The sequence below is a fragment of the Arthrobacter sp. UYEF21 genome (genome assembly GCF_040546085.1).
GTDB lineage: Bacteria > Actinomycetota > Actinomycetes > Actinomycetales > Micrococcaceae > Arthrobacter.
Window position 1 is genome coordinate 77,387 of sequence record NZ_JBEPNF010000011.1, and the last position, 14,250, is coordinate 91,636.

The 14,250-nt window shown below is 65.1% G+C and carries 15 protein-coding genes and 1 pseudogene; 10 read left to right on the forward strand and 6 right to left on the reverse strand.

All coding sequences use genetic code 11. The features are described 5' to 3' along the window. Positions 1–28: 28 nt before the first annotated feature. Positions 29–1,084 (forward strand): sodium:calcium antiporter, encoded by a 1,056-nt coding sequence (locus tag ABIB27_RS12565; protein ID WP_354217552.1) that lies wholly within the window; start codon positions 29–31, stop codon positions 1,082–1,084. Between the two features lie 307 nt (positions 1,085–1,391). Further along, positions 1,392–2,225: a pyrroline-5-carboxylate reductase gene (gene proC / locus ABIB27_RS12570; RefSeq protein ID WP_354217521.1), complete on the forward strand. Its 834-nt coding sequence runs from the start codon at positions 1,392–1,394 to the stop codon at positions 2,223–2,225. Between the two features lie 90 nt (positions 2,226–2,315). Here proC and ABIB27_RS12575 read toward each other — a convergent pair whose 3' ends face one another. Together ABIB27_RS12575 and ABIB27_RS12580 are read right to left on the reverse strand one after the other, a co-directional pair. Beyond that, a complete protein-coding gene (locus tag ABIB27_RS12575; RefSeq protein WP_502909206.1) occupies positions 2,316–2,954 on the reverse strand; it encodes a potassium channel family protein in 639 nt (212 codons plus the stop codon). Positions 2,955–2,994: 40 nt separating this feature from the next. Beyond that, positions 2,995–4,428 (reverse strand): TrkH family potassium uptake protein, encoded by a 1,434-nt coding sequence (locus ABIB27_RS12580; protein ID WP_354217519.1) that lies wholly within the window; start codon positions 4,426–4,428, stop codon positions 2,995–2,997. 104 nt (positions 4,429–4,532) lie between these two features. Here ABIB27_RS12580 and ABIB27_RS12585 point away from each other — a divergent pair, with 104 nt between their 5' ends. Both ABIB27_RS12585 and ABIB27_RS12590 read left to right on the forward strand, forming a co-directional pair. Continuing rightward, positions 4,533–5,744 carry an acetoin utilization protein AcuC gene (locus ABIB27_RS12585; protein ID WP_354217518.1) on the forward strand — a complete coding sequence of 404 codons (1,212 nt, stop codon included), beginning with the start codon at positions 4,533–4,535 and terminating at the stop codon, positions 5,742–5,744. Positions 5,745–5,819: 75 nt separating this feature from the next. After that, complete coding sequence (locus ABIB27_RS12590; protein WP_354253952.1) at positions 5,820–6,356, forward strand: ArsR/SmtB family transcription factor; 537 nt, start codon at positions 5,820–5,822, stop codon at positions 6,354–6,356. A 121-nt stretch (positions 6,357–6,477) separates the two neighbouring features. Here ABIB27_RS12590 and ABIB27_RS12595 read toward each other — a convergent pair. Then, positions 6,478–6,783: pseudogene (locus ABIB27_RS12595) on the reverse strand (alpha-hydroxy-acid oxidizing protein); the annotation flags it as partial. 593 nt (positions 6,784–7,376) lie between these two features. Here ABIB27_RS12595 and ABIB27_RS12600 point away from each other — a divergent pair. The 4 genes from ABIB27_RS12600 (at position 7,377) to ABIB27_RS12615 (ending at position 10,386) form a co-directional block, all read left to right on the forward strand. Continuing rightward, positions 7,377–8,396, forward strand: a complete 1,020-nt coding sequence (locus tag ABIB27_RS12600; protein WP_354217516.1) for an acetylxylan esterase — start codon at positions 7,377–7,379, stop codon at positions 8,394–8,396. A gap of 242 nt (positions 8,397–8,638) precedes the next feature. After that, a complete protein-coding gene (locus tag ABIB27_RS12605; protein WP_354253971.1) occupies positions 8,639–9,748 on the forward strand; it encodes a 3-deoxy-7-phosphoheptulonate synthase in 1,110 nt (369 codons plus the stop codon). 138 nt (positions 9,749–9,886) lie between these two features. Beyond that, positions 9,887–10,099 (forward strand): helix-turn-helix domain-containing protein, encoded by a 213-nt coding sequence (locus ABIB27_RS12610; protein ID WP_190987656.1) that lies wholly within the window; start codon positions 9,887–9,889, stop codon positions 10,097–10,099. A 188-nt stretch (positions 10,100–10,287) separates the two neighbouring features. Beyond that, positions 10,288–10,386 carry a 30S ribosomal protein bS22 gene (locus ABIB27_RS12615; protein ID WP_003792170.1) on the forward strand — a complete coding sequence of 33 codons (99 nt, stop codon included), beginning with the start codon at positions 10,288–10,290 and terminating at the stop codon, positions 10,384–10,386. Positions 10,387–10,567: 181 nt separating this feature from the next. Here the strand turns inward: ABIB27_RS12615 and ABIB27_RS12620 are convergent, their stop codons facing one another. Beyond that, positions 10,568–11,386 (reverse strand): HAD family hydrolase, encoded by an 819-nt coding sequence (locus tag ABIB27_RS12620; RefSeq protein ID WP_354217514.1) that lies wholly within the window; start codon positions 11,384–11,386, stop codon positions 10,568–10,570. Positions 11,387–11,486: 100 nt separating this feature from the next. On the opposite strand from ABIB27_RS12620, the gene ABIB27_RS12625 reads away from it, so the two are divergent. Continuing rightward, positions 11,487–11,738: a glutaredoxin family protein gene (locus ABIB27_RS12625; RefSeq protein WP_354217513.1), complete on the forward strand. Its 252-nt coding sequence runs from the start codon at positions 11,487–11,489 to the stop codon at positions 11,736–11,738. Positions 11,739–11,831: 93 nt separating this feature from the next. After that, the gene (locus tag ABIB27_RS12630) at positions 11,832–12,539 is read left to right on the forward strand and encodes a redox-sensing transcriptional repressor Rex (RefSeq protein WP_354217512.1); all 708 of its coding nucleotides are present in this window, start codon (positions 11,832–11,834) and stop codon (positions 12,537–12,539) included. A 59-nt stretch (positions 12,540–12,598) separates the two neighbouring features. Here ABIB27_RS12630 and ABIB27_RS12635 read toward each other — a convergent pair whose 3' ends face one another. After that, positions 12,599–13,390, reverse strand: coding sequence for a hypothetical protein (locus tag ABIB27_RS12635; RefSeq protein ID WP_354253953.1), 792 nt, complete (start codon positions 13,388–13,390; stop codon positions 12,599–12,601). 157 nt (positions 13,391–13,547) lie between these two features. Beyond that, positions 13,548–14,183: a hypothetical protein gene (locus ABIB27_RS12640; RefSeq protein WP_354253954.1), complete on the reverse strand. Its 636-nt coding sequence runs from the start codon at positions 14,181–14,183 to the stop codon at positions 13,548–13,550. Between the last annotated feature and the right edge of the window lie 67 nt (positions 14,184–14,250).

Here is a 14,250-nt window from a genome sequence, read left to right on the forward strand (position 1 = left end):
TGCATGACAAGGAGCCAAAGTGGAGTCGATGCCGCTGCCGATGTTGGTCCTCATTTTTGCTGCTGCCGCGGCCGCTATCTGGCTGGCCGGAGTTCAGCTGTCCCGGCAGACCGACGTCCTTGATGACAGGCTCCACCTCGGATCGGCACTCGGTGGCCTGATCCTCCTGGCGGTGGCCACAAACCTGCCGGAGATTGCCATTACGGTGAGTGCGGCCGCCACCGGAAATATCGGCGTTGCGGTGGGTAACATCCTGGGCGGCATTGCGATCCAGACGGTGGTGCTTGTTGTCCTGGACCTTTTCGGTACCAAGGGCCCCGAAGCGTTGAGCTACCGGGCGGCGTCCTTGTCGCTGGTCATCGAGGCGGTTACGGTCATCGGGGTACTCGGTGTCGTGATCGCGGGCAGCCAAATGCCGGTGTCGCTGGTGGCATTCCGGCTCACGCCAGCAGCAGTGCTGATCGTCCTGATCTGGCTGTTGGGCTTGTTCCTGGTCCAACGCTCCCAGAAATCCCTGCCGTGGCATGAGCAGGGACATGCTCCAGATAGCCAGGCGAAGCCCCGCGGACACAGCAAGGCGACGTCCGCGAAGAACGCAAAGGCCCAGAGCACCGCGCGCTCGGTCACAATCTTTACTATTGCCGCCGCCGTCACCCTCGCTTCCGGCGTGGCGCTGGAACGCAGCGGCGAAGCGATCGCGGGCCATATGGGTCTCTCGGGGGTCCTTTTTGGCGCCACCTTCCTGGCGCTGGCAACGTCTTTGCCGGAGATCTCCACCGGGCTGGCCTCGGTCAAGCAGGGGGATTACAAGCTGGCGTTCAGCGATATTTTCGGCGGCAATGCGTTTCTGCCCGTACTCTTCCTGGTTGCCGTACTAATCTCCGGAAAACCGGTTCTTCCGCAGGCCCAGTCAACGGACATCTATCTCACAGCACTGGCCATCCTGCTGACGCTGGTGTACATGCTGGGGCTGATCTTCCGGCCCCGGCGCAAAGTGCTGGGCATGGGGGTCGACTCCCTGGTGGTCCTGATCCTGTACCTGCTCGGCGTCGCGGGCCTTTTCGCCGTCGCCTCCGCGGGCTAACCGCGGTTAACGCGAAAGCGCCGGCATCCACAGCAGGAAAATGGGGGAAAACCTGCTGCAAACGCCGGCGCCACGGGCAAACATTCCCATGCTTGCCGCATCACTCGCACCCTCAATGAGGTAATAACAACGTTAGGCCGGTAACTTGTGCGCAAGCTGCAGCCAACATGGGAGTAGCCTGTGAATCGCTTTTCCAGGGAACGCGGGGTCACTCCCGGCCCAATAGCCGCGGCGCACCGGGCCGGATCTGACCCCGCGTGCGTGTAAGAAATCGGCAGCCGTTGGACCTAACTGCAATGATGGGTCCATGAGCAACCGAATCGCCTTCCTTGGCTGTGGATCCATGAACGAAGCCATCCTTTCCGGCCTCCTTGAGGCTGGAACCGACCCCGCCGACGTCGTGGCCACAGTCAGGCGCGCCGAACGCGCTGCGGAGCTGGCAGAACGCCACCCCGGCATTACGGCCATCGCCGGTGAAGAGGAACCGGACAACAACAAGCAGGCGGCCAAGGGCTCCGGTGTGGTTATTCTCGGCGTCAAGCCGGTGGGCATCGCAGATTTGGCGCACGAGATCAGCGGTTCCCTGTCGCCCAGGACCATCGTTGTCAGCGTGGCAGTGGGTGTTTCGCTGGCGCAACTGGAAGCTGCGTTGCCGGCCGGGCAGCCCGTCATCCGGACGATGCCGAACACCCCTGCCAAGCTGGGCCGCGGCGTCGTGTCCGTCTCTCCAGGTACCAACTGCACTCCGGAACAGCTCCAGCTGGCAAAGGACATCTTCCGTGGTGCGGGCACGGTGGTGGAGGTGCCTGAAGAGCAAGTCGATGCGTTGTCCGCCATCAGCGGCTCGGGGCCGGCCTACGTGTTCTACCTCGCAGAGGCCATGGCCGCGGCGGGCGTCGAGCTGGGCCTGGCTCCTGAGCTGGCGCAGCTTCTGGCCAGGGAGACTGTAGCTGGAGGCGGCTTCATGCTCGCCGAGCCGGGCGCCGACCCCTCCGCGCTCCGCAAGGGTGTCACGAGCCCCAACGGCACCACGGAGCGGGCCATCGCCACTTTCGACGACCGCGACCTGCCGGCCATCATCGCCGCCGGCGCCCGCGCCGCCGCAGACCGTGCCGCGGAGATCACCCGGCAGCTGGGCTGACCCCGGAGTTTTTGTCCAGATAATGAACCAAAATGCCGGTTTTCGGGCCAACAACTGGACAAAAACTCGGAGGCCGCGGAGTGCGGGTGGCTACGGACGGGCGGCGAACCGTTCCAGCAGGTCCACATGCCCGGACACGATCAGCATGTCGCGGGCCGACACCTTGGTTTCGGGGCGCGCGTACGTGAAGTCCTCGCCGGGGGACTTCACGCCAACAATCGTCACGCCATACTTGGAGCGCACCTTGGACTCGTCGAGGGTGAAGCCCACCGTCTCGCGCGGCGGGTACATCTTCACGATGGCGAAGTCGTCGTCGAACTCGATGAAGTCAAGCATCCGGCCGGAGACGAGGTGCGCGGCCCGGACGCCGGCGTCGGCCTCGGGATAGATCACATGGTTGGCGCCGATCCGGGTGAGAATCTTGCCGTGCGAGGGCGTGATGGCCTTGACCCAGAGATGCTCGATGCCCAGGTCCACCAGGTTCACGGTGATCAGCACGGATGACTCGATGGACGTGCCCACTCCCACTACGGCCGAGCTGAACTCCGGCGCGCCGAGCTGGCGGAGCGCATCGATGTTCGTGGCGTCCGCCTCCACCACATGGGTCAGGAGCGGCGCCCACTTCTGAACCAGGGTACGGTCGCGTTCGATCGCGAGCACCTCGCGGCCCTGTTTCACCAGTTGCTCGGCCGTGGACGCGCCGAAGCGCCCCAGCCCGATGACCAGCACAGGCGCGTTGTGGGCGGGGCGGTTGGGGGCGCCTGAGGAATTAGCCAATGATGGGCCTCTCTTCCGGGTAGTGGAACAGCTGGCTGCGTTGGCGCAGGGCCAGTGCAGCAGCAAGGGTGACGGTGCCGACGCGGCCCGCGAACATAAGGCCGGCCAGGACGTAAACGCCCGCCGGCGGCAGCTCGGCACTGAGGTTTGTGCTCAGTCCCACGGTGGCGAACGCTGAGATGGTTTCGAACAGCACCCGGTCCAGGGACGCCCCGCTGATCTGCAGGAGCAGGAACGCGGAGAGGGACACCAGGGTGGCGCCGGCCACAATCACGGAGATGGCCACCCGCATGGTGCCCTCCGGGATGGTCCGGCCGTAGACTTTGACGTCGGAGTCGCCCCGGGCTTCCGCCACAATGGCGAGGAACATCACGGCTATCGTGGTGACCTTGATGCCTCCTGCGGTGGACGCCGAGCCGCCGCCGGCGAACATCAGCGCATCCGTGAGCAGCATGGTGGTGGACTCCATGTGGTTCTGCTCCACCAGGTTGAACCCGCCGGACCTGGTCATGACGGACGCGAACAGTGAATGCGTGATCTTGTCCCCAAAGTCCATCGCCCCGATGGTCCGGGCGTTGTCCCACTCCATCAGCCCCCACAGCACCGTGCCGGCGGCCAGCAGGATGAAAGACACCTGAATGGTCAGCTTGGTGTGGAGGTTCCACTTCTTCCAGTTGAGCCCGTTCTGCTGCAGGACCATAACCACCGGAAAACCGAGGCTGCCCAGGAGAACGCCAAGCATCAGCGGTATCAGGATCCACAGGTCCGTCTCGTAGGGAACAATGCCGTCCGAGTGTGGGGTGAAGCCGGCGTTGTTGAATGACGAGATGGCGTAGAAGACTCCGTGCCACACCGACTGCCAGAACGGTTCGCCGAGCGTGAGGAACCGGGGTACCAGGGCGAGGGCCAGAGCGGCTTCGATCACCACGGAGGTGGTAATGACGATCCGCAGCAGCGTACCCACCTCGCCCAGGCGCCCCGCGTTGTTCATGGCCTCCTGGGCGATCAGCTTGCCGCGCACGCCGAGTTTCTTGCTGACCATCAGTGCCAGCAGGGAGGCCAGCGTCAGCGTGCCCAAGCCGCCCACAAAGATGCCCACCAGGATGACGAGTTGGCCGAAGAAAGACCAGTGCACCGCCGTCGAAACCACCGTCAGGCCGGTGACGCAGACGGCTGACACTGCGGTGAACAATGCCTGGTGCAACGGGGTGGCAGCGCCGGTGGCGGTTGAGACGGGCAAGGACAGGAGGAACGTGAAGATCAGGATGACAATCCCGAACGCGCTCAACGCAAGCCGGGCCGGCGAGGTGTTGGCGATGTCGTCAATGAAGTCGCGCACCCGGGTGAAAATCCAGAGGCCTCCACCCTCCGGTGCGGCAGGATGCCAAGCGGCCGGGTTTTGGGGCCTCGACTGGCGTTCCGTCATGGGTGGCTTTTCCTCGGTAGAAACTGTTTCCTTCAGTAGTAAACCACTAATGCGCGCGCAATGGCCGGGCCAGCGTGGTGGCGACCTCCGGTAGCCTGTGATTGATGACATACCTGCCGGGCCTCAGCCAGCCCGCGCCACCAACGATGGTGGTGTGGAATTCCGCCATGACCGCTTACAACTTCGGTCCGGGACACCCAATGGCCCCGGCACGCCTGGACCTGACGGCGCGCCTCGCCCAAAGCCTGGGACTGTTCGACCTTGGGCACGTTGCCGTTGCCGCCCCTGAGGTGGCCTCCGACGCCGAACTGGAGACCGTGCACTCGCCCGAATTTGTGGCGGCGGTCCGCCGAGTGAGCGAGGACCCGACGTCGCCGAACGAAGCCCGCGGCCTGGGCACTGACGATGATCCCGCCTTCGCAGGTATGCACGAGGCGGCCGCGAGGTTGGCCGGCGGGTCGCTGATGGCCGCGTCCGACATCCTCGACGGGTCGGCGCTGCACGCTGTGAACTTCGGTGGCGGCCTGCACCACGCCGCCCGGGACCGGGCCAGCGGCTTTTGCATCTACAACGACTCCGCGCTGGCCATCCAACGACTGCTCGACGGCGGCATCCGCCGCGTGGTGTATGTCGACGTCGACGCACACCACGGGGACGGAACGGAGAGCATCTTCTGGGATGACCCCCGAGTGCTCACCATCTCGCTGCACGAAAGTGGACTCACGCTGTTCCCGGGGACCGGCTTCGCCAACGATACCGGCGGTCCGCAGGCCGAAGGCAGCGCCGTGAACGTGGCCCTGCCCTCCGGAACGGGGGACGCCGGGTGGCTTCGCGCCTTCCATGCCGTGGTGCCTCAGCTCATGGGGGCGTTCCAGCCTGAAGTCATCGTCAGCCAGCACGGCTGCGATTCGCACCGCCACGACCCGCTTGCCCACCTGAAAATCAGCGTGGACGGCCAGCGTGAGGCAGCCACCGCCGTCGGGAACCTTGCAACCCGGCACTGCGGGGGCCGCTGGATTGCCACCGGCGGTGGCGGGTACAGCGTCACGGACGTTGTTCCGCGCTCCTGGAGCCACCTGATCGCCATCGCCGCAGGGCGCCCCGTCCCGCTGCGCACGCCCGTGCCCGAGGATTGGCGCGCCTACGTGTTGGCGAAGTTCGGGAGGGATGCCCCCGCCATGATGGGCGATGACGTGGAGCTTTGGTGGCGATCCTGGGAAGTGGGGTTCGACCCAAACGACGCCGTGGACCGGTCGGTCATGGCCACGCGCAAAGCCGTTTTCCCGTTCCACGGCCTGGATCCCTGGTTCGACTAGGTCAGGGCAGTCGTACCCCGGTGCAGTACGAAATAGTGGATGCCCTCCGGCGTATATGTCGCTAGGGTGGGAGGCATGGTGACAGACGACGTATTTGCCGTCATTGCGGAAGCAACCCGGCGCGACATCCTGGTATCCCTTCGCGCTGGGGACAAAGCAGTGGGGGAGCTGGTGGAGGAACTCTCCGCCAGCCAGCCCACCATTTCCAAGCACCTGAAAGTCCTTCGCGAGGCGCAGCTGGTCAGTATGCGGGCGCAGGGCCAGAAGCGCTACTACGCGCTGAACCCCAAGCCGCTGGAAGGCGTTATCAGCTGGCTGGAAACGTTCGACGTCGGCCGGGCGGCCGCCGTCGCAAAGTCACCTGAGGCTCCCGCTGCGGAAGCTGGCAGCGAACGCGGCGCGGCAACCTTCGTGCCCAGTGACGCAGCCGTGGCCGCCGTACTGGCACGCGAGGATGCGGAGCTGAGCCCCGCCGTCGTTATTGCCGGCGGTACCGCAACCCCGCTCAGCGATGACACCATGCCGCAGCAGATCGGCCGGACCGTGGGCCGGGCAGCGACCAAGGCCGCGGACCTGCTGGCCAACCTGCCAAAGTTCGGGCGCAAGAAGTAGCCCCCGGCAGCCTGCCAGTCCATCGCACTCTCCTTCCGCGAGTTTTTGTCCAGATAATGGCTGGAATATAGGCGTTTGGCGCCATTATCTGGACAAAAACTCGCGGGTGGGGCGGGTGGCGTTACTTCCTCAGCAGGCGCACGTGGTCCGGGGTCAGCTCCGAGACTTTGCTGACGCCGAGCAGTGCCATGGTGCGGGCCATGTCCTTCTCGAGGATCTGGATGGCTCGGTCCACCCCGGCCCGGCCGCCGGCCGTCAGGCCGTAGAGGTAAGCGCAGCCAATCAGCGTGAAGTCGGCGCCGAGGGCCAGGGCAGCCACGATGTCCGCGCCGCTCATGATGCCCGTGTCCAGGATGATGGCGGCGTCGGAGTTGTCCGCCTTCAGGACCGCCGAAACCTCCGGCAGCAGGGGGAACGGGATGGGTGCGTGGTGATTTCGGACCCGACGGCGGCGCTCGGCTCCGGCTGTGGTGCGGATCCGGAGAACGGACGTGTCGTCTGATTCGATCTCGTTGGCGCGGTAGAGGTCGGTTTCCACGGAAGCGATATCGGCCGTGGTGCGGGCCCCTGCGATGCGCAGGGCGGTTGCCGCGGCGTGGGCCAACGGGTTGGTGGCCACGCCGTCCACCACATCGATGCCGTCCAAGCTTCGTTTTCCGGCCCACCGGGAGCGCTTGTAGTAAGGGCGGGGACGTACCCAGCGGCCGGTAGCCGAGATGCCCTCGAGGGTGCCGGGGTTCTGCCGGCCACGAGTTCCTCGATGGCCGTGAGGGCATGTTATCCGAGGCTCTGGAAGACGAGAGGCCACAGCTCTCGGCAACGTCCTGGTCCGGGCCCGCGCCGCCGCTCACGTCACCGGCGGCTTCAGGGAACTGCGCCAGCTGGTGGCAGCATCGCACGGCCTGCAGACCTTTGCACCCTAGCAGCTCTCACGGTTGTGAGTCAGAGCGGGTGCCGCCGACGAGTTGTATGCCATAGGATCTCCGAAGAAATCCAGATGAGACAGGACCGGACCGCATCATGCCCCTCTTCGACCTCCCCCTTGAGCAGCTCCACGGCTATACGTCCCCGGTCACGCCACCCGATGATCTGAAGGACTTCTGGGATCGCACCATCGAGGAAGCCCGGACGTTCCCGCTCGGAGCAACGTTCGAGCCGGTGGAAAACTACCTGACGGTCATCGACACGTTCGATGTCACGTTCGCCGGCTACGGCGGCGCGCCGATCAAAGGCTGGCTGCACCTGCCGGCGAACCGCGAGGCTGGGACCCGGCTGCCCGTCGTCGTGCAGTACATCGGTTACTCGGGCGGGCGCGGCCTGGTCAACCAGGACACCGCGTGGGCGCAGGCCGGCTACGCGCAGTTCACCATGGACACCCGCGGCCAGGGCTTCGGCGGGATCGTGGGCGAGACTCAGGACCCCCACCCCTCTGCCGGTGAGGTGGCCTACGCCGGGCTCATGACCCGGGGCGCCGGGAGCAGGGAGGACTACTACTACAGGCGCGTGTACGTTGACGCCTTCCGTGCGGTGCAGGCTGCCCAATCCCACCCGGACGTGGATGCCTCGCGTGTGGTCCTGGCCGGAATCAGCCAGGGCGGCGGCATTGTGGTGGCGGTTGCCGGGCTGGCTGCCGGAAGGCTCGACGGCGTCATCGCCGCGCTGCCCGACGTCCCGTTCCTCCAGGACTTTCCCCGCGCCATCGACATTGCGCCCCGCGGGCCTTATCCGGAAATCGCGGCCTTCCTGGGCCGGCACCGCGACCGGTACGAGCCGATGCTGGCGGTGCTGAACTATTTCGATGGCGTCAACCTCGCCCGGACGGCCACTGCTCCGGCGCTGTATTCCGTGGCACTGATGGACGATGTCTGCCCGCCGTCCACCGTTTTCGCAAGCTTCAACGCCTACGGCACGGAGGCCGGCAAGGCTTCCGGAACCGGGCCGGACAAGGCGATCGAGGTCTACCGGTTCAACAACCACGAGGGCGGCCAGGAGCATCACTGGATCAGGCAGTTGCAATACCTTCGCGAGCTCATGGGCTGAGTATTCCCGGATTGCAGTGTGTGACGGAAAGGATTTTGCCGCGGCGGCGCGGTGTCGTTACCATATGCCCATGACTAACCGTTGGTATGCGTATTTTTCGTTGGCTCTGGAGGAGCCCGCGTCTAACTGACACGCATCCAACTTCCTTCAGAGCCAACAGGGCAGAGATCATTCTCTGCCCTTCGCCATTCTCCGGCGGGTTCTGATCTGGGCCCGCTTCCTATCCGGAACAGGACCTGAACATAAGCACCGCAACAGCCACTTCCGCTAAATCCACGTCCAACCTTCGGGTCAGCGAATTCACGCCGTTGCCCACGCCTGCGGAGCTCATCGCCGAGTTGCCGCTGGATGCGCGGGTGGCCGACGTCGTCGAACGCGGCCGCGACGAGGTCCGGGCCATCATGGACGGCGTGGACGACCGCCTGCTGGTCATCGTGGGACCGTGCTCGATCCACGATCCCAGTGCCGGCATGGAATACGCACGCCGGTTGGTCAGCCAGGCCGCGAAGCATAAGGAAGACCTGCTGATCGTCATGCGGACTTACTTCGAAAAGCCCCGCACCACCTTAGGCTGGAAGGGCCTCATCAATGATCCGCGCCTGGACGGCAGCCACGACATGGCCACCGGCCTCCGCGCTGCCCGGCAGTTCCTGCAGCAGGTCACGGCGCTGGGGCTGCCCACCGCCACCGAGTTCCTGGAACCCATCAGTCCGCAGTACATGGCTGACCTGATCTCCTGGGGGGCCATCGGAGCCCGCACCACGGAAAGCCAGATCCACCGCCAGCTCGCGTCCGGCCTGTCCATGCCCATCGGCTTCAAGAACGGGACCGACGGCGACCTGCAGGTTGCGGTCGACGCGTGCGGCGCCGCCGCGGCCGCGCAGGCATTCCTCGGCATTGACGGCGACGGCCGGGCTGCGCTTGTGGCCACCGCCGGCAATCCGGACACCCACGTCATCCTCCGCGGCGGACGCGAGGGACCGAACTACTCGGCTGCCGACGTCGAAAGCGCCTCCGTGAATCTCGCGGGCAAGGGACTGAACCCCCGGCTGATCGTGGACGCCAGCCACGCCAACAGCGGCAAGAGCCACCACCGGCAAGCAGAAGTGGCACTGGAAATCGGTGCCCAGCTCGAGGATGGAGGCCGGGCCGCACAGGCCGTCGCCGGGGTCATTCTGGAAAGTTTCCTGGTTGGCGGCGCCCAGAACCTGGACGTCGCCGAGCATGCGGCCGGTGAGTCCGAACTGGTGTACGGCCAGAGCGTTACGGACACGTGCATGGAGTGGGAGGTGTCCGTTTCGGTGCTCAACCATCTTGCAGCGTCCGCGCGGAAACGCCGCATTGCACAATGATTGTGCCGGATGACTTTCACTACAGCACCATGAACCTCTAGAGTATCTATCACATGGTTGGTGGATGGCTCAGCATCGGCACACCGCAATGGAACACAGCTGGGGTTAGCCGTCATCCGTCAGCAAAGGAATAGGGAAATGTCCGCAGAACAGAACTTCTCGAACGCGAAGTTCCTGACCGTGGCCGAAGTGGCCGAGGTCATGCGCGTCTCCAAAATGACCGTCTACCGCCTGGTCCATTCCGGCGAAATGCCTGCGGTGCGTTTCGGCCGGTCGTACCGGGTGCCGGAGAGCGCCGTCGAACAGTATCTCAAGGGTGCTGTGGTGGACGGTCACACCGAAACCGCCTGAAGGCCCCGCGTCCAGTCGCTGTTTCAGCCCAGAAATGGGCTGCGGTCGGTGGTCGCCGCCAGAAAGCGGTACCCTGTTAAGGATTGTTTTACGTCATTGTAAGAATCTGTCAGTTGTTTCAGTCTGTAGCTCTGTCCACGGACCTTTTCCATCAGACAGGTACTGCATCTAGTTTGTGAGGAACTTTCGTGGGTTCAGTTATTAAGAAGCGTCGCAAGCGTATGGCCAAGAAGAAGCACCGCAAGTTGCTTCGTAAGACCCGCCACCAGCGCCGCAATAAGAAGTAGAGATACTTCGTACAGCGCGAAATGCCCGTTGCCTCTCCGGCAGCGGGCATTTTTGTTATCGGGTTCAGGACACTGTTTCGGCTCAAGGACACGGAATCGGGTCAAGGACACGCGGAGCCGGGTGTCCTCAGCCCGAGGGCGCGTCCTCGGCCCGAAAGCGTGTCCGGGGCAGAGCCCGGTACTAGACCCGGGGGCCGCGGAAGCGGGCGAAGCCCCGCCAGAGGCCGTAGACCACGCCGCCGGCAGTGGCTGCCTTCAGGCCGAGTGTGGCAGCGCGGCGGCCCGAGCGGAAATCGTAGACCGGCCAGTTGCGGTCGCGCGCATGGCTGCGGAGCCTGGAATCGGGATTGATGGCCACGGGGTGCCCCACCAGGGTCAGCAGCGGGATGTCGTTGTAGGAATCGCTGTAGGCCCAGCAGCGCTTCAGGTCCAGCCCCTCGGCGTCGGCCAGTTCCTGGACGGCCACTGCCTTGGCGGAGCCGTGCAGGATGTCACCCACCAGCCGGCCGGTGTACATGCCGTCGGCAATCTCGCCAACAGTGCCCAGGGAGCCTGTGAGGCCCAGCCGGGTGGAGATGACTGAGGCAACTTCAATGGGGGTGGCCGTGACCAGCCAGACCCGCCGGCCCACGCGCAGGTGCTGTTGCGCCAGCGCCTTGGCCCCGGGCCAGATCCTGGAGGCGATCATCTCGTCGTAGACTTCTTCGCCCAGGGCCTTGATGTCATCCACAGTGATGCCTGCCGCGAGGGTGAGGGCCGAGTCGCGGACAGCATGGACATCGTCCAGGTTCTCGCCCCGCGTCACAAACTTGAGCTGCTTCCAGGCGAAGCCGACCGCCTGGGTCAGAGTGAAGGCGCCGCGCTGATGCATCTTGCGGGCCACGTGGAAGAGGCTGGCGCCCTTCATGAGTGTGTTGTCAACGTCGAAGAAGGCCGCTTCGCCGGTCTGCATCACCGCATCCGGCTGGGTGACTACAGCGACGTACTTCTCCTCGGGCATGTCCCCGAGTCTAGTCAATACTCGGTGGCGAAGATTTCAGCGCGGCGCCCGCGCCGGCGTCCGCGCGCTGTCCGCACCCAAAGGGCGATACGGTTAAAGCATGGCAAAACCGGAGGTAGTCCTCATCACCAAGGCAGACTGTCACCTGTGCGCAGCGGCGCGCGACGCCGTCGAACGCGTTACTGCCAAGTTGGGGCTTGGGTGGACGGAACAGCAGGTGGATGGACTGCCGGAACTGCGGGAGCGGTACGCGGAGGAAGTCCCGGTGGTGCTTGTCGACGGCGTCCAGCGCGACTTCTGGAAAATCGATGAAGCCAGGCTCACGCGCGTCCTTCAGCGTGCCCTGGCCTGAGAGGCAACCGATTGCCAAAGATGTCGCCGGCTTTGTGGACAGCACTGGCAGGGCCCTAGAGTGGATTCACAACGCGAGGCAATGGAGGGGATAGTGAGTTCGCTGGATTCATCTCCCCAGGCTGTAGAAGGTAAAGGGACGGCCCCGGGCGGCGAGATCGCCAAGCAGGTACCGCCGGCGGCAGTGGCACGGCTGACCATCTACCTGCGCGCCCTGAACGCGCTGCTCGCTGAAGGTGTGGAGCGGGTGTCCTCGGAATCCCTGGCGGAAGCCTCGGGCGTCAGTTCCTCAACACTTCGCAAGGACCTGTCCTATGTGGGTTCCTATGGCACACGCGGCGTTGGCTATGAGGTGCAGTATCTCAGCCGCCACATCTCCGCAGCCCTCGGCCTGACCCATGACTGGAAAGTTGCCATTGTGGGCGCCGGTAACCTGGGCAAGGCCCTGGCCCGCTACGGAGGGTTTGAGTCCCGTGGTTTTGACGTGGTGGCCATCTTCGACGCCGACCAGATGGTGGTGGGCAACGAGGTGGGCTGGCTGCGTGTCAGTGATGTGGCTGACCTGGAGTCAGTGCTCGAGCGGACCGGCGCCAACATGGTGGTCCTGGCGCTGCCGGCCGCCGTGGCGCAGGCGGTCTGCGACCGCGTGGTGGCGGCCGGTGTGCACAGCATCCTGAGCTTTGCTCCGGTCATGCTGCAAGTCCCTGCGGGCTTCAACCTGCGCAAGGTAGATATGGCCACCGAACTGCAGATCCTCGCGTACCACGCACAACGGGCGCAGACTCCGGACCATACCGCCTGAGATTCCCGGCTGGCCGCCGGCGGGGTCCACGCTCCTTGGGCGGATTACGGGGTGGGAACCTACTGGCCGTATGGGTTGCCCGGCGTTGGGCCCGGGGTGCCGTAGGGGTTGGCGAACGGCAGTTGTTTCCGGAAGTACGGAGCCGCGGACGGCAGGTACAGCAGAACGATGGCCGCGATGCCTGCCAAACTGCCCAGGGTCCCGATGTTCGGCACCTGGAAGAGGCTGGTAACGGACAGCGCCGCGAACACGGTGCCCAGGATCCGGGCCCAGTTCTTACCCTTGCGGATGAAGAATGCCACCAGTAAGTACATGCCCGCACCGAGGATGGCCAGGACCACCAACGTTCCGGCGAGGACGCTCCGGAAGTCCTCGAAGTTGAACTCGGTGCGTGTGGCGCCGCTGCTGCGCATGGCATCCTCGAAGGCGTTCCGCATGATCGGGTCATCGAGCATGCTGATGCCCAATAGAAGGGTGCTGGCAAACAGCGCCGCGGCGCCGATCAGCAGCCAGAAGGAAATGTTGACCAGCCGGGGAATGCCTTTTGTCCCCGCTGCCTGCGGCTGCCCCGAGGGATAGTGGGCGTACGGGGACTGCCCGTACGGCTGCTGGCCATGGGCCGGCGGAGTGGGCTGGCCAAACTGCGGGGCGTTCTGGCCGTACTGCGGTGCCTGCGGGGCGTTCTGGCCGTACTGCGGTGCCTGTGGGGCGTTCTGGCCGTACTGCGGTGCCTGCGGGGAGTTCGCGGGGGGAGTGGGCTGTCCGGACTGCGGGCTGTTCTCGCCATAACGGGGTGCCGGGGGCTGGTTGACGGGCTCGTTCGGGACGGGAGGCGGGACGGGCGTGCTCATGAGCGGTCCTTTGCAGGTCGGAGGTCAGTTCGGCTGCTGGGTGCAGTCCACTGGCCTGCCCCCAGTACGGCTTACTCCCACCGTACCCTTGCCTGTGCCGGGGCGGGTCATTCCAGAGAGGTATTCCGGCCAGCAGGAACAGTTGGGAACAGGCACCTCAGGCGCAGCCCTTGACGGCGGTAAACCAGGCCTGCGAGTTGGGGAGCCACATCAGGACCGTTGCTGCGGCGCTGATGAGGAAACCAAGCCAGTTGTTGCCGATTCCCTCACCCATGCTGCCGCCCAGGAACGCCAAGACCAGCGAGACGCCAGCAACCATGGTGAGTGCAAGGCGCGCCCATTCCTTGCCTTCCTTCATCTTCACGGCCAGGACAATCTGGGCCGCCGCCAGGCCGAGCGCCACCAGGACGAGGAGGAGGACGACGGTGGCCAGCGCCGGTGCCACAGTGAAGAGTGCCAGAGTGTCCAGCAGGCCGAAGAAGCTGCCGAGAACGCCGAGAATGCCGCCGATGATCCATATCCAGTAGGAGACCTTGAGTTTGGTAGGCAGCCCCGTCACGCTGAACATTCCCGGCAAGCCTCCCCTGGGCATGACATCGTTGAAGTTGTGGGGACCGTCGGTGGGCGTCTGGAACTGGAACCCGCCCGGCTTGCCATACGCCTCGCGCGGCTGCTGGTACTCCGGCTGCGCTGGGTAACCCTGCGGCGGCTCGTAGCCGGCGGGTGGAACGTTGCCGGCCGGCGGTTGGGAACCGGGCTGCTGGGGCTGCGGGACGTCACTGGGGGTGCTCATGGCTTCACTGTAGACCGCGTGTCCCACTGGATCTAGGAATTAAACACCGCGCGCCCGGCCGACGGAA